18 protein-coding genes are annotated in these 19413 nt (G+C 61.6%); 13 read left to right on the forward strand and 5 right to left on the reverse strand.

Annotated elements, in window-relative coordinates:
• The first annotated feature begins 14 nt into the window (after positions 1-14).
• Positions 15-2069 carry an acetyl/propionyl/methylcrotonyl-CoA carboxylase subunit alpha gene (locus P0D73_RS17035; RefSeq protein ID WP_408432200.1) on the forward strand — a complete coding sequence of 685 codons (2055 nt, stop codon included), beginning with the start codon at positions 15-17 and terminating at the stop codon, positions 2067-2069.
• A 16-nt stretch (positions 2070-2085) separates the two neighbouring features.
• Here P0D73_RS17035 and P0D73_RS17040 read toward each other — a convergent pair whose 3' ends face one another.
• Together P0D73_RS17040 and P0D73_RS17045 are read right to left on the reverse strand one after the other, a co-directional pair.
• Positions 2086-2877, reverse strand: a complete 792-nt coding sequence (locus tag P0D73_RS17040) for a phosphate/phosphite/phosphonate ABC transporter substrate-binding protein (protein ID WP_132377546.1) — start codon at positions 2875-2877, stop codon at positions 2086-2088.
• Positions 2878-2902: 25 nt separating this feature from the next.
• Positions 2903-3181, reverse strand: a complete 279-nt coding sequence (locus tag P0D73_RS17045) for a DUF1488 family protein (protein WP_132379356.1) — start codon at positions 3179-3181, stop codon at positions 2903-2905.
• 319 nt (positions 3182-3500) lie between these two features.
• Here P0D73_RS17045 and P0D73_RS17050 point away from each other — a divergent pair, with 319 nt between their 5' ends.
• Both P0D73_RS17050 and P0D73_RS17055 read left to right on the forward strand, forming a co-directional pair.
• The gene (locus P0D73_RS17050) at positions 3501-3632 is read left to right on the forward strand and encodes a hypothetical protein (RefSeq protein ID WP_408432202.1); all 132 of its coding nucleotides are present in this window, start codon (positions 3501-3503) and stop codon (positions 3630-3632) included.
• 3 nt (positions 3633-3635) lie between these two features.
• Positions 3636-4250 (forward strand): O-methyltransferase, encoded by a 615-nt coding sequence (locus tag P0D73_RS17055; RefSeq protein ID WP_408178180.1) that lies wholly within the window; start codon positions 3636-3638, stop codon positions 4248-4250.
• 242 nt (positions 4251-4492) lie between these two features.
• Here P0D73_RS17055 and P0D73_RS17060 read toward each other — a convergent pair whose 3' ends face one another.
• Together P0D73_RS17060 and P0D73_RS17065 are read right to left on the reverse strand one after the other, a co-directional pair.
• The gene (locus P0D73_RS17060) at positions 4493-5329 is read right to left on the reverse strand and encodes an aldo/keto reductase (RefSeq protein WP_408432204.1); all 837 of its coding nucleotides are present in this window, start codon (positions 5327-5329) and stop codon (positions 4493-4495) included.
• 251 nt (positions 5330-5580) lie between these two features.
• Positions 5581-6495: a LysR substrate-binding domain-containing protein gene (locus P0D73_RS17065; protein WP_408178178.1), complete on the reverse strand. Its 915-nt coding sequence runs from the start codon at positions 6493-6495 to the stop codon at positions 5581-5583.
• A 157-nt stretch (positions 6496-6652) separates the two neighbouring features.
• Between P0D73_RS17065 and P0D73_RS17070 the strand changes: the two genes are divergently transcribed.
• The 6 genes from P0D73_RS17070 to P0D73_RS17095 all read left to right on the forward strand — a co-directional run bounded on the left by P0D73_RS17070 (position 6653) and on the right by P0D73_RS17095 (position 12213).
• On the forward strand, positions 6653-7516 hold the full coding sequence (locus tag P0D73_RS17070) for an aldo/keto reductase family oxidoreductase (protein WP_408314931.1): 864 nt from the start codon (positions 6653-6655) through the stop codon (positions 7514-7516).
• A 476-nt stretch (positions 7517-7992) separates the two neighbouring features.
• Entirely contained in the window at positions 7993-9351 is a 1359-nt protein-coding gene (locus P0D73_RS17075) for an MFS transporter (RefSeq protein WP_408432206.1), read from the forward strand.
• A gap of 78 nt (positions 9352-9429) precedes the next feature.
• Positions 9430-9687, forward strand: coding sequence for a hypothetical protein (locus P0D73_RS17080; protein WP_408432208.1), 258 nt, complete (start codon positions 9430-9432; stop codon positions 9685-9687).
• Positions 9688-10087: 400 nt separating this feature from the next.
• Entirely contained in the window at positions 10088-10510 is a 423-nt protein-coding gene (locus tag P0D73_RS17085; protein WP_408314984.1) for a DoxX family protein, read from the forward strand.
• Positions 10511-10650: 140 nt separating this feature from the next.
• Entirely contained in the window at positions 10651-11250 is a 600-nt protein-coding gene (gene wrbA / locus P0D73_RS17090; RefSeq protein WP_408432210.1) for an NAD(P)H:quinone oxidoreductase, read from the forward strand.
• 264 nt (positions 11251-11514) lie between these two features.
• Positions 11515-12213, forward strand: a complete 699-nt coding sequence (locus P0D73_RS17095; RefSeq protein WP_408432212.1) for a pirin family protein — start codon at positions 11515-11517, stop codon at positions 12211-12213.
• Positions 12214-12271: 58 nt separating this feature from the next.
• On the opposite strand, the gene P0D73_RS17100 is transcribed toward P0D73_RS17095, so the two are convergent.
• On the reverse strand, positions 12272-13156 hold the full coding sequence (locus P0D73_RS17100; protein ID WP_132377538.1) for a LysR family transcriptional regulator: 885 nt from the start codon (positions 13154-13156) through the stop codon (positions 12272-12274).
• 102 nt (positions 13157-13258) lie between these two features.
• Between P0D73_RS17100 and P0D73_RS17105 the strand changes: the two genes are divergently transcribed.
• The 4 genes from P0D73_RS17105 (at position 13259) to P0D73_RS17120 (ending at position 19354) form a co-directional block, all read left to right on the forward strand.
• Positions 13259-14140, forward strand: coding sequence for a pirin family protein (locus P0D73_RS17105; protein ID WP_408432214.1), 882 nt, complete (start codon positions 13259-13261; stop codon positions 14138-14140).
• Positions 14141-14639: 499 nt separating this feature from the next.
• Positions 14640-16883: a polysaccharide biosynthesis tyrosine autokinase gene (locus tag P0D73_RS17110; protein WP_132377537.1), complete on the forward strand. Its 2244-nt coding sequence runs from the start codon at positions 14640-14642 to the stop codon at positions 16881-16883.
• A gap of 91 nt (positions 16884-16974) precedes the next feature.
• Positions 16975-18252, forward strand: a complete 1278-nt coding sequence (gene tviB, locus P0D73_RS17115; protein WP_408178171.1) for a Vi polysaccharide biosynthesis UDP-N-acetylglucosamine C-6 dehydrogenase TviB — start codon at positions 16975-16977, stop codon at positions 18250-18252.
• 70 nt (positions 18253-18322) lie between these two features.
• Positions 18323-19354 carry an SDR family oxidoreductase gene (locus tag P0D73_RS17120; protein WP_408432216.1) on the forward strand — a complete coding sequence of 344 codons (1032 nt, stop codon included), beginning with the start codon at positions 18323-18325 and terminating at the stop codon, positions 19352-19354.
• Positions 19355-19413: the final 59 nt, after the last annotated feature.

The raw sequence follows: 19413 nt of genomic DNA on the forward strand, positions 1-19413 counted from the left end.
CATCGAGACACTTCATGTTCAACAAGATCCTGATTGCCAACCGGGGCGAGATTGCGTGCCGCGTCGCCGCGACCTGCAAGCGGCTCGGCATTGCGAGCGTGGCCGTCTATTCCGATGCGGACGCCAACGCGAAACACGTGGCCGCGTGCGATGAGGCAGTGCACATCGGCGGCTCGACAGCCGCGGAAAGCTATCTGCGCGTCGAGCGCATTATCGAAGCCGCGCGCGCCACCGGCGCGCAGGCGGTGCATCCGGGCTACGGCTTCCTGTCGGAGAACGAAGACTTCGCGCATGCTTGCGAAGCGGCCGGCATCGTCTTCATCGGGCCGCCGGTCGAGGCCATCGCCGCGATGGGTTCGAAGGCCGCCGCGAAGGCACTGATGCATGCGGCCGCCGTGCCGCTCGTGCCGGGTTATCACGGCGACGATCAGGATCCGCAACTGCTGCATCGCGAGGCGGATGCGATCGGTTATCCGGTGCTGCTCAAAGCCAGCGCGGGTGGCGGCGGCAAGGGCATGCGCGTGGTCGAACGCAGCGAGGATTTCGCGGCGTTGCTGGCTTCATGCAAGCGGGAAGCGGCAAGCAGCTTCGGCAACGATCGCGTGCTGATCGAAAAGTATCTGACGCGGCCGCGTCACGTGGAAGTGCAGGTGTTCGCGGACCGGCACGGCGGCGCGGTCTATCTGTTCGATCGCGATTGCTCGGTGCAGCGGCGGCATCAGAAAGTGCTGGAAGAAGCGCCCGCGCCCGGATTGTCCGGTGAAATCAAGCGCGAAATGGGCGAGGCGGCGGTGGCGGCCGCGCGCGCGGTGAATTATGTCGGCGCGGGCACGGTCGAGTTCATCATGACCGGCACGGGCGACTTCTACTTCATGGAAATGAACACGCGCCTGCAGGTCGAGCATCCGGTCACGGAGATGGTGACCGGCCAGGACCTGGTGGAATGGCAACTGCGCGTCGCCGCCGATGAACCGCTGCCGCTTACGCAGGCCCAGCTGAAAATCGATGGTCACGCGATCGAAGCGCGCATCTACGCCGAACATCCGGCGCGCGGCTTCCTGCCGTCGACGGGCACGCTCAAGCATCTGCGGATGCCGGATGGCGTGGAGTTCGCCATCGACGCGGCCGGTCTCGGCGAGCCCGGACGCAAGGCGCCGGTGCGCATCGACAGCGGTGTGCGTGAAGGCGACACCATCACGCCGTTCTACGATCCGATGATCGCCAAGCTGATCGTGCACGGCGCCACGCGCGAGGAGGCGCTCGCGCGTCTGAGCCGCGCGCTGCATGCATGCGCGGTGGTCGGCCCGCATACCAATGTCGAGTTCCTGCAAAGCATCGTCGCGAGCGAGCCGTTTGCAACGGGCGATCTCGATACGGGCCTGATCGAACGTCATCACGACGCCCTGTTCGCGCCGCGCAAGAAGCCATTCAAGGAAGCGTTGGCGCTGGCGTGCGCGGCGTTGCTCAAGCGCGAGGGCGGCACGGCGCACGGCGCGTCGCCGTGGGATGCGCTGTCGCACTGGCGCCTGAATAGCGGCTATACGCAGACGCTCGGCTGGCGCGATCTGGACAGCGGTAGGACGGGTAACGACAGCGAAAGCAACTTCACCGTCACGTTCGCGCGCGACGGCAACACGCAAACGCTCGAACACAACGGCGTGCGCGAGGATTTCAGCTGGTCGGACGGCAGCGGTCCGCACGAATTCCGCGCGACGATCGGCGACGCGCGCGCAACGGGCCGCGTGTTCGTCGACGTCGATACGTTCCATGTGTTCTGCCTCGGCGAAGCGCTCTCGTTCGAGTGGCAGAACCTGCTTGCGCACGCCGCGGACGCCGAAGGCGGCGAAGGCCGTTTGACTGCGCCGATGCCCGGCAAGGTGATCGCGGTGCTGGTCGAGCCGGGCACCGTGGTGGAGAAGGGCACGCCGCTGATCGTGATGGAAGCGATGAAGATGGAGCACACCATCGGTGCGCCGGCGGCCGGTACGGTGTCGGAGGTGCTGTATGCGGTCGGCGATCAGGTTGCCGACGGCGCGCAGCTTCTGGTGCTGGACGTGCAGCAGCACTAAATCCGCGGCTCAGGCCTCAGGCGAGGCGCGTATAGCCGACGGCGCGCGCTTCGTTTTCGAGCTGCTCGATGCGTTCGTAGTCCGAGGGCGGCAACACGGAAAAGCCCTGCAAACGCAGGCGTTTCGCGCGCTCGGGCTGATTGGCGAGCGCCTCGTTCAGCGCTTCGCGCAATGCCTCGATCGTCGCCGAGGGCACCGTGTCGGAGGCGATCAAAGGCAAGCCCGGCGACGGCGCAGTCGTGCCGATCCGGCGAACCTGGCGGGCCAGTTCCGGCATTTCATCGCACACGAAAGCGAAGGTCACGCAATCGATCGCGGCGACGTCCGCGCGATTTTCCGCCACTGCGCGCAGCGAGCCGAGATGCGAGCCGGTTCGCAACACTGAGCTGAAGAACATGCCGCCGCTCGAAAGCGGCGCCACGGCGTGGCGAAACACGTTCATGCCGCTATTCGAATCGTCCTGGTTGTAGGCGGCGCGTGCGCCGCGGCAGGCCGCGAGCGTGTCGAACTGCGCGTCCGCGCGCGTCACCAGCACGCTCGAATAATGCGCCCCCTCGCAGCCCGGCGCGTCGAAGCGCGGCGTCGCGATCAGTTGAACCTGTTCGTGCAAGCCGTGCATCAACGGATAACCGCAAGTCTGCGAGATCAGCAGATTGGGGCGCCGCCAGAAGCCGTGCAATTCCTCGTCCGGTTCGACGATGCGGCACGCGGGCTTGACCATGCGCAGCACGTCGGCGAGCCACTCGCGCCACTCGAGGTCGAGCGCGGGCGTGACGTTATACATCGGCAGGGCGGCGATCCAGGTCATGATGCGATTCTGGCATACCTGCGGTTTAATGTCTGACCATTCGGAATTCGTCGAGGCCGAGACGCACCGGCTCCGTCGGTCTGAAGGCCCACTTCTGCGCGGCGACCGAAAGGATTTCCAGTTGCGCACCTTCGAATGCGACGAGTAGATCCTCCTTGCGCTTGCTCGCCGCGCCACAATAGGCCACGAGTGCCTCGGCGCTGACCTCGAAAATCTGCGCCCGATCATCACAGCACACCCGGAACGCGACCGTCGCGCATTCCGTCACACAGGGCCTGAACCCTTCATCGACATAGACCGACATAGCCATCTCCCGCCATACACACGCCTGAGCCTTCAGGATGACAAGTCGTAAGCTGGCGGTATGTGGGAAAACCGGCATTTGCGATGAAATGGCCGTGACTTCATGGGCTGCGCCGAACAGAAGCTGAATACGTCTGCGCAAGCTTTTGTAAGCGGCTCCGTCTTTGCCCCCGGTATTCGACCGTTTTGCGCGAAGTGCGCTGGCTACACTCGTTTCAGCGATTTCGCGTTGGCTCAGGCCAATCAACACGGAAGGGGGAACGATGATCCACAGGAGTCGATACAGCCGCCCGGCGCGCAGCTGCACCCGGCAACTTCTCATGGTGGCCACGCTGGCGTGCGCCTGCGCTCTGCAGGGCTGCGCCACGTCGCTCGAAACGTTCGGGCTCGGCGCGGGCGTCGGGATTGTCGGCGCGTTCAGTCTGCTCGGCTGCGCGATTGGTTGCCGCTGACGGATGGACCCGGACTTTCTGGCCGTGCTCGACGCCTATCAGGAGCGCGCAGATGAAGAGCAGACGAAAGAACGCAAGCCGCGCCCGCGACGCAAGCAGAAGGCAACGAAAGGTCGCCACGTTCCCGCGGCGGGCGTGGAGACCGCGCGTTTCATCAACATCCTCGCGGCAAGCCTGCACGCGCCGCACATTCTCGAACTCGGCACGTCGGATGGCTATGCGACGCTCTGGCTCGCGCAAGCGGCGCGGGTCGCGGGCGGCCGTGTGACCACCATGGAATTGCACGACGACAAATCGGCCTATGCACGCGAGATGACGACCCGCGCCGGCCTTGCCGCTTACGTCGACTTCAAGGTCGGCAATGCGGTCACGCTGATCGAGGACATGCCGCTCAAGCTGGATTTCGTCTTCATCGATCTTTGGAAAGATCTCTATGTGCCGTGTCTCGACGCGTTTTATCCGAAGCTCAATCCGGGGGCGATCATCGTCGCTGACGATATGATTCGGCCGGGCGGCGAGAACGCGTTGCGCTATATCCGCGCGGTTCGCTCGAAGCCGGGCATGACGAGTCTATCGTTGCCGGTGGGTTCCGGTTTGGAGATCAGCCGGTATCGCTGACGACGCGAATGGCTGCCAGCGGCTGACCGGTGTCAATGCGTGGTTCGCCATTCACTCCTTAAATTCTCTTACCAGAAAATACCCGCCGTGTTCGAGACAGGCCTCGTGTCGTAGCGGGTAAACCCCCTTGAACGGATCATGGCAGCGGCCATTGGGAACACTCGGTAAAGCCGGCTCGCACAGCGCAAAATGATGATCGATCACGCTGTTGTGCTTCCGGTCTCGCGGCGGGGACCAGGTCGTCAAGCGCCCGTGCTATCCCACAGCGGGGCAAGACCGGGGGGATCTACGATTCGGCTGTTTGCCGTCGCCAATGCGTGTATGGCGGCAATGTCCGCACCGTCCAACTCGAAGTCGAATACCGCCAGGTTTTGTGCCAGTCGATCGACCCGCGTGGTTCTCGACAGCGCTACCACGCCGGACTGCTGAACAAGCCACCGTAAGACGATCTGGGCGATGGTTTTGTCATGACGGGCCGCGATCTCCATGAGCGTCGGGTCCGAGAACACGCGGCCAATCGCCATGCCGCAATATCCTGTCACGGCAAGCCCGGCCTGGCGCGTGCTTTCGATGAGCAAGGACTGGTTCAGGTACGGGTGGTATTCGAACTGATTCGTGACCAGCGGAGCCGCCGAAAGCCGGATAGCTTCCGTCATCGATGCACGGTTGAAATTGCTCACGCCTATGTGCCGGACCTTGCCGGCGCGCACGACCGCATTGAGCTCCGCGATCTGTTCGGTCAACGGCACATCCGAGCCAGGCCAGTGCAGCAGGAGCAGGTCGATATAGTCCGTCTTGAGTTTGCGCAGGCTCTCGTTCACGGACGCATCGAAGTGTCTTGCGGAGTAGTTGCTGACCCAGACCTTGGTCATCAGAAATATTTCGCTTCTTGGAATGCCGGATTCGGCGACGCACTCGCCGATCTCGGCCTCGTTACGGTAGATTTGCGCGGTGTCGATATGGCGGAAGCCAGCACGAAGGGCGGCGGGAATCATTCGATAGATGTCGTCGCCATTCATCCCGTAGGTGCCAAAGCCTATGGCCGGAATGAGCGCGTTACCGGCACGGACGTTTTGCATGAACTATTCCTTATGGACTAAGTGTCAAGGAAGATGAGCCGGAAGAGTTTGTATTGAAGGTCACACGTAGGAATCCTGCGTTAAATCGTGAGAGAAGATCTCAGATCAAGTGGAGGGAAGAGTAAGCGTTGGCGTGTCGAGGAAGAAGCCTATATGTTTCGATGAGACCTATCGTCAGAGACGATACATATTGAGCAGCATTTATCGACGTGAGGCCATTCGCGAAGCCTCAGGCAATTACGCTCGCACTATCACTTCCGGTTCAGATCTTCGAACCCCGAAACCAGGGCGTCCAGTAGTTGCCGGACGGCCGGAACCATACCGCGTCGTGTGGGGAAGATCGCGTGAACGAGGCCCGGCGTCGTGGCCAGGCCCGCCAGTAAGTGCTGCAACCGGCCGGCGTGAATATCGGCGTCGACCAGTTCACGGGGCAGCATGGCCACGCCGACGCCTCGCAAAGCCGCAATCCGCAAGCTCGCCAGATCGTCCGTCGCCAGGCGAGGTTGATGCGCCCATGATGTCGTGCGGCCCTCGGCGTTCACCAGGTTCCACGCGAAGCGCTCGCTGCTGCTGGACATGGCGAGCGTGGGCCATTCTTCGAGCGACTCAAGGGACGTGGGCACCGGATGGCGCGCCGCCAGTTGCGGACTGGCGACCAGAATCTGCACGGATAAGCCTAGTTGCCTGACTGCGAGATCGGTGTCTTCCAAAGGGGGAAGCCTGACCCGGATGGCGAAGTCCAGACCTTCCTCGACCACATCCACGCGACGGTTGGTTGCATCGACGAGCACCTGCACCTGCGGGTTGTCCTGGACATACTGCGCAATGATTGTGGAGATGCCGGAGGTCAGCAGTCCCACGGGGCAGCTTATCCGTATGGTGCCCTGCGGCTTTGAGCGTGTCTGGTCCACAAAATCCTTGGCGGCCCTCGATTCCGCCACCAGGGCGAGGCAATGCTGATGGAACCGCCGCCCGGTTTCCGTCAGGGACAGGCTCCTGCTGGTGCGATTGAGCAGACGAACGCCAAGCTCTTCCTCCAGTGCGCGAACACGCCGGCTGAGTTTCGACGTCTGTACGCCGAGGCTGCGGGCCGCTGCCGTGAAGCTTCCGTGCTCGACGACTTCAGCGAAGAGTCGAAGATCATTGAGGTCAGTGATTCGGTTCATCCGGGGCTCTGAGTGGGGCCTTTAACGTTCTACCACTCGCAATGTTGCTTTGCAATTCAGGACATAGGCGAAATATCGTTGCGGATATAGCATCCCTAACAGGTCAAACCATCGGCCTGCAGGCAGAAGCCAAACCAATGCAACACAGGAATTCATCATGACGAAGACGAACGCTCCCGGGTCGTTCATGCTTGGGGACCGCCACGTGAGCCGCATGGGGTACGGCGCCATGCAACTCGCCGGCCCTCGCGTGTTCGGGCCGCCAAAGGATCGAGACACGGCGATTGCCGTCCTGCGCGAGGCAGTGGAGCGCGGCGTCAACCATATCGATACCAGCGACTACTACGGTCCCCACGTAACGAACCAGATCATTCGCGAGGCGCTGCATCCGTATCGTGACGACCTCACGATCGTGACCAAGGTGGGCGCTGTGCGCGGTAGCGATGCCTCATGGATCCCCGCGCAGAGTCCGGCAGCACTCACCGTTGCCGTGCACGACAACCTGCGCAATCTGCATGTCGATGTCCTCGATGTCGTCAATCTGCGCACCATGATGGACGACAGACGTCCGGCCGAGGGGTCGATTGCCGAGCAGTTTACGGTCCTTGCCGAGTTGCAGCAGCGGGGCTTGATACGGCATCTGGGTCTCAGCAATGTGACCGCCGCGCAGGTCGAGGAAGCCCAGTCAATTGCCCCGGTCGTCTGCGTGCAAAACATGTTCAATGTGATGCAACGCCACGACGGCCCGTTAGTCGATGCTCTCGCGCAGCAGGACATCGCCTATGTGCCGTTCTTCCCGCTAGGCGGCTTCACGCCTTTGCAGTCCGCGACGCTGACCGAAGTGGCGTCGTCGCTGGACGCAACGCCGATGCAGGTGGCGCTGGCGTGGCTGCTGCAGCGCTCGCCCAACCTCCTGCTGATTCCCGGGACGTCGTCGCTCATGCATCTGCGCGAGAACCTGGCGGCTGGCTCGCTCCTGCTCCCGGCTGACGTGCTCGAACAACTGGACGGCACGATTTGAACGCGCGTGAGGCGCAATCGGCTTCAGTGGCGTGGACTATTTCGGGGCGATCACTTCGACGCCCGGCAGCGCCCCCAAGTCTCGCGCGCGTGTTGAACCCGCAGTGTCATATAGCGCTGATTGACAACTTTGACGGCAGCGGATCTGCGCAAGGCCCACGAACGGATCGAAACGGGAAGGGCAATCGGAAAAACCGTGCTGGAAGGGTTCCACTGATGATTGTCGTCTCTGTGTGGCGCGGTCAGTGTCGCTTCATCGCCGGCTGGTGCCGATTGTGTTCGCGATGCTTACCGCGCGGAACCCATTGACTTTGATTGTTCTGTTTGTAATCATTCTATGTAAATCGAATTCCTGTCGAATGATAGTTGGCGGGATGACGTGAGACTTTGCTAAAGCGCCAACTCAGGTCGACTAGCTTTGCATGGGACCGGAGTAAGCGCTAAAGCGCTAACTCCGGTCGACACAGGAGACAAACCGTGAAACGTGCTTCAGTCGTCGACGTCCAAGGCTTCATCAACGAGCACCCGTTCGGCCGTTTTCAACGACTCGTCTTTCTCGTGTGCTTCGTGATTGTCGTGCTGGATGGCTTCGACACTGCGGCAATCGGTTTCATCGCGCCGTCGTTACTGACGGAGTGGCATCTGGCAAAGCCCGATCTCGCACCGGTCCTGAGTGCAGCGCTGTTCGGCCTCGCGTTCGGCGCGCTCGTGTCCGGCCCTTTGTCCGACCGCGTTGGACGACGGTCTCTGATGATCGCCTCCGTATTCCTCTTCGGCGTTGCCTGTCTCGTGTCCGCGTTCTCGACGAACATTGGTCAATTGACCGTGCTGCGCTTCATCACGGGCGTCGGCCTCGGTGCAGCCATGGCTAATGCGGTGACCATGATGGACGAGTTCTGTCCGACCCGGCGCCGCGCGACCGTAACCAGTCTGATGTGCTGCGGATTCCCACTCGGCGCGGCTTTGGGTGGTTTGCTCGCGGCATGGTTGATTCCCCATGCCGGCTGGCGAAGTGTTCTGATGCTGGGCGGCGTCGCGCCGATACTTCACGGTGTCCTGCTATGGCTCAAGATGCCGGAATCGGTACGCTTCATGGTTGCAAATGGCAAACCCGTGGCGCGTATTCGCACAACTCTCGCGCGTATCTCCGTTGAAGCAATTCACGCGCGCGGGTTCGCACTGACCGAGCGCGCGCCGGGAACGGGCGACAAGGGGCTCGGCGTCGTGCTGTCGCGTTCATACATTGTCGGTTCATTGATGCTATGGCTCGCCGCCTTCATGGGCCTTCTGATTTTCTATGCGCTGATCAACTGGATGCCGATTCTGCTGAAAGATGCAGGCCTGAGCCAGAAGAGCGCGACGCTGATCTCCGCATTGTTCCCGCTCGGTGGTGTCGGCGCGGTGCTGTGCGGCGTGCTGATGGATCGCTTCAATGCAAATCTCGTGATTGCCGCGTGCTACCTCCTCGCTGCGATCAGCCTCTTTGGTATTGGAGAGACGGCGGGACACGTGGCTCTACTCGTGCCAATGGTACTGGTGTCCGGCGTGCTGATGAACACCGCGCAAGCCTCCATGAATGCGCTTGCGGCCGCCTTTTATCCGACCGAAGGGCGTGGCACCGGCGTCGCGTGGATGCTCGGCATGGGCCGTTTTGGCGGCATTGCGGGCTCGTTTCTCGTAGCCGAACTCGTACGCCGGCACTTTACGCTTGAAGGCGTCTTCGCGACGATCGCCGTCGCTGGAGCCCTTTCGTGCATCGCTTTGCTAGTCAAGCAGCTTGCACCGCCGCGCGTCTTCGGAGCGCCGCCCGACGGAGTCGGATCGTTGAGTCATTGACCGGCCGGTAGTGGCTGCCTCGCGGCGCTTGCTATCTGCGATGTCGTACTCAATCATCATTTGAAGAGGAGACTCGACATGTCCACCGAGGCGTCCACAGCGGCATTCGAATATGTATCGGAGGTGTACGAGGCGGTTGATTCGAAGGACGAGCGTCGGTTCGCGCGCTTCTTGACGGACAACTGCACGTTTGTCTATGCCAATAACGACCCCGTCATCGGGCGCGCAAAGGTTGCCCGTGACGACTTGGCGGGTGCGCGATCGGCAAATCGACGACTACCGTATCTACATCGACGTCGCGCCGCTGTTCACGCATTGACGCCAAAGGGAGCATGAGCCGGGCTCTTGAACAGAAAGCGAGCATCGTCACGGGCGACCGCCATCACCTCCTTCGTGACGGACGCTGATCTAGCCGTGGACGGCGCTCATCTCGCAACATAACTGCTCCAGGCGGCTTGTTTGGACGCCTCCCGAATTGCAGGCCGGGCGCGAACGCGACGCTCGAGCTTCGACGTGTAGGCCGGCCCGCGCCAGGGCCGCCGAATAGTTTCCACGCCCCACAAGCTCTGCGAAGCGCCGGCGATCGTCCAGGCGAGCGATCCGGTCCATTGGCATGCGCTGACTGAACCTTATCGTTCTGCCAGAAGCAACGATACTTTGCCTCCACGGAGATATGCGCATCAACATTGCGGCCGTAGCATTCATGCCAGTCGTCATTTCTTTTCAGGAGATTGTCATGGACCGTTTTAAGTTTCTTCCGTTGTTGGGCCGCATCTTGATCGGCGCGCCGTTTGTCATGAGTGGGCTGGGCAAGCTCGGAGCGTATGCTGCGACGGTTGGCTATATTGCCGCCATGGGTCTGCCCGTACCGCCGCTCGCGTTCGGTGTTGCCGTGCTGACCGAACTGGGCGGCGGCTTGCTGCTGCTGTCGGGCTACAGGGCTCGCGCCGTATCGCTGGCAATGGCGGTATTCTGCGTGGTCACGGCATTGTTTTTTCACCACAACTTCGCCGATCAGAACCAGATGATTCATTTTCTCAAGAACGTGATGATGGCCGGTGGTCTTTTGCAGATCACCTACTTCGGTGCCGGCGCGTTCAGCCTCGATGCGCGCTCCGGGCGGACAGCATCGGGCGTTTCGCCTCTGACCGCGAGCTAGGAAGACGGCTCCGATGAGACGACCGACCGACCGTTCGGATCGTCTCACCTGGATCGGCCCTTGCAGCAACACGGTGCGTGTTGTCGGGCGCACAACTTTTCCCACAGTGGCATCACCGCAGATATAGGAAGGAGGTCGAAATGTCGAAAGTTCTGGTTCTATATTATTCCTCGTATGGCCATGTCGAAGCGCTGGCGGAAGCCGTCGCTGAAGGCGCGCGCTCGGCGGGCGCGGTGGTCGACGTCAAGCGGGTGCCTGAGACCGCGCCGGAGGACGTGGCGAAGGGCGCCCACTTCAAGCTCGATCAGCAAGCGCCCGTTGCGACGGTTGCCGAACTCGCCAACTATGACGCGATCGTCGTCGGCACACCGACCCGCTTCGGGCGCATCTCGTCGCAGATGGCGACGTTTCTGGATCAGGCCGGCGGTCTTTGGATGAGCGGTGCATTGAACGGCAAGGTCGGCGGTGCCTTCACGTCGACCGCCAGCCAGCACGGCGGACAGGAGGCGACGCTGTTTTCGATTATCACCAACCTCCTGCACTTCGGCATGACCATCGTCGGCCTGCCGTATAGCCACCAGGGGCAGATGACGCTGGACGAAATTGTCGGCGGCTCTCCGTATGGCGCCACGACCATCGCAGGCGCACAAGGTCAGCGCCAGCCGAGCGCTATCGAGCTCGCCGGTGCTCGCCACCAGGGCGAACTGATCGCCCGGACGGCTAACAAGCTGTTTGGCTGAACGTCATTCAAATTCGCACCGCCTACGCGTGCGTGAGACGGCCAGGCGTTTTCCCGCCTGGCCGACACCGGTCCGGGTATCGAATCGCCATCGGCATGCTTGTCAATGAGAAGCTGCCAGCCGGCGCCGGCCTGCATACCGCACGCTGAAACCACGGCGGAATTCACCCAAAACACCACGCTCATCATCTGCAGCGGCGCTCAACTCGGCCGCTCGCACAGGTGACGCGCGCCGCATTGGCGGTGGCTCGAAACAGAGGAGAACATGCTCACACACAGACGTTGGAAATCATTGGACGGGGCGAAACGCGGCTGGCTGCGCGCGAAACATCACTTCGTGGTCAGCGCCGACGGCAATCCCGCGCACGCCGCCCTGGGTCCACTGATTGTCTGGAACGACGACGAGATCGCGGTCGGCACCGGTTTCCCCCTGCACGGACACCATGACATGGAGATCATCACCTATGTGCGCCAGGGCCTGCTCGGGCATCGAGATACCTTGGGTTCCGAGGGAGCGATCCACGCAGGCGATGTCCAGGTCATGAGCGCCGGCACGGGCATACGCCACGCCGAGTTCAACAAGGGCGACGTGCCGCTCAAGCTTTACCAGATCTGGCTGCTGCCTCGCGAGGCCGGTGGTGAACCGGCATGGGATACCCGGCCGTTTCCCAAAAGCGACCGGTCAGGGCGTTTCGTCGCTCTCGCCAGCGGGTTCGCCCGCGATGAAGGCGCGCTTCCTATTCGCGCCGATGCGCGTGTGCTTGGCGCAATGCTAAGGGCAGGCGAAAGCGTTCGACACGAGTTGGGTCCAGCATGTCGCGCGTATCTCGTCGTGGCCTCGGGACGCATCGAAGTGAATGGCGAGCCCGTTGGGCCGCTAGACGGCGTGGCGATCACGAAGGTCGCCGCGGTGCAGATCTCCGCCCTCGAAGATTCCGAACTGGTGATGGTGGACGCGGGCTGATCGCTTTTCTGTACTCTCTCTACGCAGATCCAGTTCAGACCAAATCGCGGTAATTAGCCTACTTTCCCAGTTGCGCGATGAAGGCGCGGGCAGCCGGCCCCGGCGGCGCGTCCTTGCGGTAGACAACCTTCATCGGCATCACGACTTCGCGCGGCAGGCCTTCAATGCGAATCGTCACCAGGCTGCCACTTTCGAGATCCTCCTTGACCATGTGCAGCGGCATGTGGCCCCAGCCCAGTCCCGCCTTCAGGAAGGCATGCTTGGCCCCCAGATCTCCGAGCCTCCACGTCGAGGGCGACAGGACCCCGAATTCGCTTCCTTGGGACAGTGCGGTTCGGTCGCTGAGCACAAGTTGCACGTGCTTTTTGATGGCGGCCGCCGAAACGAGGCCGCGGCGTTTCGCAAGCGGATGAGCAGGGCTCACGACAGTAACCAGTTCGAGCTCGCGCAACAGTTCGACCTGGAGTTCGTCCGTCACGATCGGCAGAGTGCCGATCACGCCGATGTTGCAAATCCGGTCGAGTACCAGCTTCATCACACCACCCAGCGCCTCGACATAGAGCCGCAGCGGCGTGTGCGGATAATCCTTCTGGGATTGAGCTGCCGCGCTCGTCAAGCTGTCCATCGGGTACATCACGTCCATCGCCACCGAGAGCTCGGGCTCCAGACCGTCTCGCATCGCGCGCGCTCGCGCCTTGAACCCATCGATCGTGTCAGCCACGGAACGCGCGTCAAGCAGCAGGCTCTTGCCGGCGTCGGTGAGCTGCGGGTAACGGGCCGTGCGGTCGAACAGTTTCACCCCGAGCTGGGCTTCGAGATTCGAGAGGGTTTGACTGACCACCGACTGCGCGCGCCGGAGCTTGCGTCCGGCCGCTGAGAAGCTGCCTTCGTCGACTGCCGCGATGAAGGTCCGAAGCTGGTCCAGTGTCAGGCCGTCAAGCATGTCCATCGCTCCAGACGATAGGTGAAATCTAAAAATATAGGCTTTTAAGATGGAGTGCAAGCTCTTACCTTACGTGTATAGCTTTTTTCTCGAGGCAGAGCCATGAACATCGACACAGCCGTACTCACCCCGATTCAGGAAACAGCGCTTGCGCCGCGCCGGATTGCTTTTCGCACCGGCGGCAGCGCGCACGGCGGCATTGCTCGCCTGGCCAGTCCCGGCGATATCGGAGAATTGATCAAGCCTTTCGTGTTCCTCGATCACGCCGTGGTCGTGCCCACCGGTAAACCGATGTTCGGCTTCCACCCGCACTCGGGCATCGCCACGCTCACCACCGTGCTGAGTGGCGGCATCTCCTATGCGGACACGACCGGCAAGAATGGCGAGCTTTCGGCCGGCGGTCTCGAATGGATGAAGGCCGGCAATGGTGTCTGGCACGACGGCAATGTATTGCCGGGGGAAACCGTACGCCTGTTTCAACTCTGGGTCGCGCTACCGCCATCGATGGAGAACTCGCCGCCGGAAAGCCAGTACATCTCGCCGGCCCAGGTCCAGTCGGATGGGCCGGTCCGCGTCATCCTCGGCCGCCACGGGTCCGCGGCGAGCGACATTCGCGCGCCTGAAGGCATCAACTACTTCCATGTTCAACTGAGCGCGGGAGAGACCTGGCGATACGCGCCGCCTGCCGGGCACAATGTCGCGTGGCTGGCGATTGACGAGGGCCGCCTGAACGCGTCCGAGCCGATCGAGGCAGGGCAACTCGCCGTGTTCGAGGAGTCCGACGGCGCGCCCATTGAGCTACACGCCGAGGAGGCGACGTCGTTCGTCATCGGTTCCGCTATCAAGCATCCGTATCCACTGGTGCTCGGTTACTACTCGGTGCATACGAACGCAGACGCGCTTGCGCGGGGCGAGGCCGAGATACGCCGCGTCGGTCGCGAGCTGGCCGCACAGCGTCGCGTCACAACAGCGCGAAATACTTGATGCGGTAGCTCGTCCGCGAACGCGTCATCGTCTTCTGGAAAGGGCAAGCCGCGCCTGGAACGCGGCAAGCTCACAAGCCTTCTTATAGCCGTTGTCTGTCAGGCGATGTTCGGATGCATTGCCTGACGCGTCCATCAGGCAATCCAAAAATTCGCTGCCGCCCGGCCGCGAACCTGCGTTCCTGACCTCCCTGAAAACAACGGGAGACTCTGCCTGCGCGCGGCAGCAGAGCACCGTGAAAACTCGAATCTGTCTGGTCGGACATTTTGTGGTTTTCCCTTATTTTAAAAAATCCGATTCCCGCTTCCTCAAAAACTTGCCAGGCCGCTTATAGCGAATCAGCACCGGGAAGATTGTGTGCACTACCGCGCATACTTGGCGCAGCACGGTGCGTATTGTGGCGTCAGGGAAAAGGACCATTACTGCTAAATCGCGCATTTCCCTCGTTCGAATCCGCTTGCAAAAGCGGTCAAATAAAACTACGTGACGAGACGTGCCCATGAAACACAAAAATCTAGCGTTAGAGGGATTATCCGAACGTAATGATGAATTCGATCCTGGATCGATCATCGATACGTTGATTAATCACCGCGTAATGATCGCCGCGATAACAGCGGCCTTCATTTTGATGGGCGCCTTGTACGCGTTCTGCGCGACGCCGATCTATCGAGCAAGTATCTCGATCAGGGTCGAGGACAATGCGCCGACCGCGCTGCCGGATTCGAAAGATCTGGTGCGCAATGCGTCGTCGTTGTTCCAGGAGAAGTCCTCGGCCGAAGGCGAAATGCAGATCCTGAGGTCGAAAGCCATCGCCATGCAGACGGTGGATTACCTCAAGCTCTACATCGAAGCCGAGCCGAAGCGCCTGCCGGTGCTCGGCGGCCTGATCGCGCGTCACACCGACACACGGATGACGCCCGGACTCTTCGGCTGGGGCGGTTTCGTCTGGGGTGACGAATCGATCAGCGTGGCGACGTTCGAAGTGCCGAGGAAACAGGAAGGCAATGCGTACACCGTCACCGCATTGTCCGGCGGCCAGTACCAGTTGCGCGGGCCGGGACTGGAACAGCCGGTCACCGGACGCGTCGGCGTGGATGAGCAATTCGAAAGCAGCCACGGGCCGATCAATCTGCTCGTGAGCAAGATCGACGGCGAGAGCGGGGCCGTGTTCAATCTCACGCGCCACTCGCGTCAGGAGGCCCTCGAACAGCTGCAAAAGGGCCTCCAGATCGACGAGCAAGGCAACAAATCGAATGTGCTGGGCGTCCTGCTGGAAGGCCGCGACCCGGTTCTCGTGACCAACATCCTCAACGATATCGGCGCGGTGTATGTGCGCCAGAACGTGAACCAGAAGGGTGCGAACGCCGAGAAGTCGCTGAACTACCTCGAGCAGCAACTGCCGGGGGCGAAGCGCCAGATGGAGCAGGCGGAAGAAGCCTATAACACCTATCGCAACAGTCACGGACTTCTGGATGCGGACGAGGAAAGCCGGCTCATCCTGCGACAGGCCACTGAAGCGGACTCGCGCCTCTACGACCTCAAGCGTCAGCGCCAGGACCTGACCGCTCACTTGACGGCCGAGCACCCGAGCGTGGTGGCGATAGACCAGCAGATCGCCAGCACCAATAAGTACGTCGAGAGTCTCGCGAGCCGCGTCAAGGCCATGCCGACGGCGGAGCAAGGCGCGCTGCGCCTGATGCGGGACATGCGCATGAGCTCCGACATGTACGCGGCGTTGCGTAGCAACATCGACACCCTGCGGCTGGTCAAGGCCGGTCAGTCCGCTTCCGTGCAGTTGCTGGATACGGCGGACGTCCCCGAGCGGCCGGTCAAGCCCGCGAAAGCGCTCGTGCTGCTGATCGCGGCGGTGCTGGGGCTGTTCATCGGTATCGGGCTTGCCTTCCTGCGTGATTTCCTGTTCAAGGGCGTGGCCGATCCGGAAGAGCTGGAGTCCCGCACCGGCCTGAGCGTGTACGCGACGATCCCGGTCAGTGACCAGCAGTTCCAGCTGACGCGGAAAATGTCCACCACGGGCGAAGAGAAACTGGCTCTGGCTTTCCAATACCCGATGGACCCGGCTGTAGAAGCGCTGCGCACGATGCGCGCGTCGCTGCAATACGCGATGAACGGCGACCGCAACAACGTGGTGATGCTCGCGGGGCCGTTGCCGGGTATCGGCAAGTCGTTCCTGTCAGCCAATCTCGGCACGTTGCTCGCCGCAGGCGGCAAGCGCGTGCTGCTGGTGGACGGTGACCTGCGCCGCGGCCATCTGAACCAGTACTTCGGCTTGCCGCGCGCCGCGGGGCTTGCCGACGTGATCGCCGGCACTGGCTCGCTCGAAGACACCGTGCACAAGGAAGTGCTGCCGAATCTCGATGTCCTGCAGTGCGGCGAGTATCCGCACGACCCGGCCGAACTGTTGTTGAGCAGCAATTTCAGGGCAACCATTCGTGCCGCTTCGGAGCGCTACGACATTGTGCTGCTCGACGCGCCCGCCATCCTTGCCGTGTCGGACACGGTGACCATGGCGCCCGTCGCCGACTCGATATTCATGGTCGCGCGTTTCGCCGATACGCGCGCCGGCGAGATCTCGGAATCGGTCAAGCGCCTGGCGCAAACCGGTTCGAAAGTGGAAGGCATTCTGCTGAATGGATTCAAGGTCAGTCGCGGCAATTATGCCCAGTCGCGCCGGTATGGCGGCTACGCATACGACGCCTATTACTCCGATTCGGCAATGAAATAGCGCGCGTAGCCCGTGCAAAGGTTCAGGCCAATTGAATCTTGCACGGGGTTTTAAAAAAGACGCGTATCTATAATAAAGGGGAGCAACAATCATGCATTCGTTAAACGAGCTGAAACTCGCCGTGGTCGGTCTTGGCTATGTCGGATTGCCGCTTGCGGTGGAGTTCAGCAAGCGTCGCCCGGTGGTGGGGTTCGACATCAACGGCGTGCGCATCTCGGCGTTACGTGAAGGACGGGACATCACGCTCGAAGTCAGCGATGAAGAACTGGCCGCGGCCACGGGCATGACCTTCACGTCGGACGTGGAGGAGCTCAAAGCCTGCAACGTGTACATCGCAACCGTTCCGACGCCGATCGACGACTACAAGCGTCCTGATCTCCGGCCCCTGATCGGCGCCAGCGAGACCATCGGCCGCGTGCTGAAAAAGAATGACGTGGTCATCTATGAATCGACCGTCTATCCGGGTGCCACGGAAGAGGAATGCGTGCCGGTTCTCGAGCGGACCTCGGGGCTGAAATTCAACGTGGATTTCTTTGTCGGCTACAGTCCCGAGCGGATCAATCCCGGCGACAAGGCGCACCGCGTGATGGATATCAGAAAGGTCACGTCGGGATCGACGCCGGAGATCGCTGAACTCGTCGATTCGCTGTACCGCGAGATCATCGTCGCGGGCACGCACAAGGCGAGCAGCATTCGCGTCGCCGAGGCGGCCAAGGTCATCGAGAATACGCAGCGCGACGTCAATATCGCGCTGATCAACGAGCTGTCGATCATCTTCAACAAGATGGGAATCGACACGGAGTCGGTCCTGCAGGCAGCCGGAACCAAATGGAACTTTTTGCCCTTCAGACCGGGTCTGGTGGGCGGCCATTGCATCGGCGTCGATCCGTATTATCTGACGCACAAGGCGCAGGCCATTGGATACCACCCGGAGATCATCCTCGCCGGCCGGCGCCTGAACGACAGCATGGGCGGTTACGTTGCGTCGCAACTGGTGAAGGCGTTGACCAAGCGGCAGATCGGCGTCGCCGGTGCCCGCGTGCTGATCATGGGTCTGACTTTCAAGGAAAATTGTCCGGACCTGCGCAACACCAAGGTTGTCGATATCGTTGCCGAGTTGCGGGAATACGGCGTCGAAGTCGATGTCTACGATCCGTGGGTCTCGAAAGAGGAGGCCCGGCGCGAACACAACCTGGACCCCATCGAGCATCCCGCCGACGGCGTCTACGACGCGACGATTCTGGCCGTCGCGCACAGCCGGTTCCAGGAATTGGGCGCGCAAGCCATTCGTGTCTTCGGCAAGCCCGGGCATGTACTGTACGACCTGAAGTACCTGCTGCCCGCGGACGCCAGTGATCTGCGTCTCTAGCAGACCCTAAGCACATCGCACGCGAGGCCATCACGACGTGATGGCCTCCTCATCTTATCCGGAGGCATCGATGCCTGATCGCTACGACACAACACGGCAACAACTCGCCGGGCATCCGCAGCAGTGGTTGATTACCGGCGTGGCCGGCTTTATCGGTTCGAATCTGCTGGAGGCGCTGCTCAAGCTCGACCAGACCGTGGTCGGACTCGACAACTTTTCCACCGGCTACCAGCGCAATCTCGACGAAGTACGCTCCGTCGTTTCGCCGGAGCAATGGCAGCGCTTCAGATTCATCGAAGGCGATATCCGGCGTCCGGAAGATTGTGTGAACGCCGTCAATGGCGTCGATCACGTGCTGCATGAGGCGGCGCTGGGTTCGGTTCCGCGTTCGGTGGTTGACCCGATCGCGACCCACGAAGTGAACATCAGCGGCTTCCTCAATATGCTCGTGGCCGCGCGCGACGCGCAAGTGTCGAGCTTCACGTATGCCGCATCGAGCGCGACGTATGGCGACCATCCCGGGTTGCCGAAAGTCGAGGACCAGATCGGGCAGCCGCTTTCGCCGTATGCCGTCACCAAGTACGCCAATGAACTGTACGCATCGGTGTTTGCTCGTGCCTACGGCTTCAAGACGATTGGCCTGCGCTACTTCAATGCGTTTGGTAAGCGCCAGGATCCGGACGGCGCTTACGCCGCGGTCATTCCCAAATGGACGGCCGCGCTCATTGCCGGCGACGACGTCGTGATCAATGGCGATGGCGAAACCAGCCGGGACTTCTGCTTTATCGACAACGTGGTGAAGGCGAACATCCTGGCGGCAACGGCGGACGAGGCGGCAAGGAACGAGGTGTACAACGTCGCCGTCGGCGATCGCACAACGTTGATCCAGCTCTACGACGGCTTGCGGTCCGTGCTCGCCGACAACGGTGTCTCCTGCGACAAGCGCCCGGTGTTCGGGCCTTTTCGCGCCGGCGATGTCCGCCATTCACAGGCAAATGTCGACAAGGCGGAGCGGCTGCTCGGCTATGAAAACACGATTCCCTTGGTAGAAGGCTTGTCCAAAGCGATGCCCTGGTACATCGAGTTCGTATCGCAAAGGTGATGTCTTCAGACGCCCGGTCTCACGGGCGTGCTTCGGCATGACCGATGCGCAACGCGTTG

Source organism: Paraburkholderia sp. RL18-101-BIB-B (genome assembly GCF_046026985.1).
GTDB lineage: Bacteria > Pseudomonadota > Gammaproteobacteria > Burkholderiales > Burkholderiaceae > Paraburkholderia.

Coding starts and splice junctions, on each gene's coding strand:
- P0D73_RS17070 (WP_408314931.1), top strand. CDS start 6,653: ATGACGAAGACGAACGCTCCCGGGTCGTTCATGCTTGGGGACCGCCAC.
- tviB (WP_408178171.1), top strand. CDS start 16,975: ATGCATTCGTTAAACGAGCTGAAACTCGCCGTGGTCGGTCTTGGCTAT.
- P0D73_RS17035 (WP_408432200.1), top strand. CDS start 15: ATGTTCAACAAGATCCTGATTGCCAACCGGGGCGAGATTGCGTGCCGC.
- P0D73_RS17080 (WP_408432208.1), top strand. CDS start 9,430: ATGTCCACCGAGGCGTCCACAGCGGCATTCGAATATGTATCGGAGGTG.
- P0D73_RS17045 (WP_132379356.1), bottom strand. CDS start 3,181: ATGTCGGTCTATGTCGATGAAGGGTTCAGGCCCTGTGTGACGGAATGC.
- P0D73_RS17095 (WP_408432212.1), top strand. CDS start 11,515: ATGCTCACACACAGACGTTGGAAATCATTGGACGGGGCGAAACGCGGC.
- P0D73_RS17040 (WP_132377546.1), bottom strand. CDS start 2,877: ATGACCTGGATCGCCGCCCTGCCGATGTATAACGTCACGCCCGCGCTC.
- P0D73_RS17055 (WP_408178180.1), top strand. CDS start 3,636: ATGGACCCGGACTTTCTGGCCGTGCTCGACGCCTATCAGGAGCGCGCA.
- P0D73_RS17100 (WP_132377538.1), bottom strand. CDS start 13,156: ATGCTTGACGGCCTGACACTGGACCAGCTTCGGACCTTCATCGCGGCA.
- wrbA (WP_408432210.1), top strand. CDS start 10,651: ATGTCGAAAGTTCTGGTTCTATATTATTCCTCGTATGGCCATGTCGAA.
- P0D73_RS17120 (WP_408432216.1), top strand. CDS start 18,323: ATGCCTGATCGCTACGACACAACACGGCAACAACTCGCCGGGCATCCG.
- P0D73_RS17085 (WP_408314984.1), top strand. CDS start 10,088: ATGGACCGTTTTAAGTTTCTTCCGTTGTTGGGCCGCATCTTGATCGGC.
- P0D73_RS17060 (WP_408432204.1), bottom strand. CDS start 5,329: ATGCAAAACGTCCGTGCCGGTAACGCGCTCATTCCGGCCATAGGCTTT.
- P0D73_RS17105 (WP_408432214.1), top strand. CDS start 13,259: ATGAACATCGACACAGCCGTACTCACCCCGATTCAGGAAACAGCGCTT.
- P0D73_RS17065 (WP_408178178.1), bottom strand. CDS start 6,495: ATGAACCGAATCACTGACCTCAATGATCTTCGACTCTTCGCTGAAGTC.
- P0D73_RS17050 (WP_408432202.1), top strand. CDS start 3,501: ATGGTGGCCACGCTGGCGTGCGCCTGCGCTCTGCAGGGCTGCGCCACG.
- P0D73_RS17110 (WP_132377537.1), top strand. CDS start 14,640: ATGAAACACAAAAATCTAGCGTTAGAGGGATTATCCGAACGTAATGAT.